The sequence below is a fragment of the Vibrio sp. YT-18 genome, assembly GCF_033337345.1.
GTDB classification, from domain to species: domain Bacteria; phylum Pseudomonadota; class Gammaproteobacteria; order Enterobacterales; family Vibrionaceae; genus Vibrio; species Vibrio alginolyticus.
The window spans coordinates 1-1090 of record NZ_JAWOQO010000240.1 but is presented as its reverse complement, the minus strand read 5'-3'; the positions used below and the strand labels follow the sequence as shown (position 1 = coordinate 1090).

General features: G+C 48.5%; 1 protein-coding gene. It reads left to right on the top strand.

Annotation, left to right across the window (positions count from 1 at the left end; translation table 11 throughout):
- A partial coding sequence (locus tag R7M72_RS25695; RefSeq protein ID WP_318056541.1) for a molybdopterin-dependent oxidoreductase occupies positions 1 to 1090 on the top strand: 1090 nt, incomplete at both ends.

The following is a 1090-nucleotide window of genomic DNA, read 5'->3' as shown; positions in this document are numbered from 1 at the left end:
AGCGTTGGTATGTTTGGCTCTGGCCAATGGACTGTAATGGAAGGTTACGCGGCGGCGAAAATGATGAAAGCCGGTTTCCGTTCTAACAACATTGACCCTAACGCGCGTCACTGTATGGCGTCTGCGGTAGTAGGTTTCATGCGTGCTTTCGGTATCGATGAACCTATGGGCTGTTACGATGACTTCGAGAACGCTGATGCATTCGTGCTTTGGGGTTCGAACATGGCAGAAATGCACCCAGTATTATGGACTCGTATTACTGACCGTCGCCTGAGCCACCCTCATGTTCGCGTAAACGTACTTTCAACTTACTACCACCGTTCATTCGAGTTGGCAGATCACGGCTACATTTTTAACCCACAGTCTGACCTTGCGATTGCTAACTTTATCGCGAACTACATCATCGAAAACGATGCAGTCAACTGGGATTTCGTGAACAAGCACACGAACTTTACTCAAGCAGACACCGACATCGGTTACGGTCTGCGTGACGACGACCCGCTACAAAAAGCTGCGAAAAACCCTAACTCAGGCAAACTGACGTCAATCTCTTTCGAAGAGTACAAGAAGTCTGTAGCGCCATACACGGTCGAGAAAGCGTCTGAGATCTCGGGTGTTGAGAAAGAAAAACTGATTGAGCTTGCGAAGCAATACGCGGATCCAAACACGAAAGTAATGTCACTTTGGACAATGGGTATGAACCAACATACTCGCGGCGTGTGGATGAACAACTTGGTTTACAACATCCACCTTCTAACCGGTAAAATCGCTACTCCGGGTAATAGCCCATTCTCACTAACTGGTCAGCCATCGGCGTGTGGTACAGCTCGTGAAGTTGGTACGTTTGCTCACCGTCTACCTGCGGATATGGTGGTTGCTAACCCTAAACACCGCCAAATCGCAGAAAAAATCTGGAAACTGCCTGAAGGCACGATTCCACCAAAACCAGGTTTCCACGCGGTACTTCAAGACCGTATGCTGAACGATGGCGTACTGAACTGTTACTGGGTTCAATGTAACAACAACATGCAAGCTGGTCCGAACATCAACACTGAACGTCTGCCTGGCTACCGTAACCCAGAAAACTTCA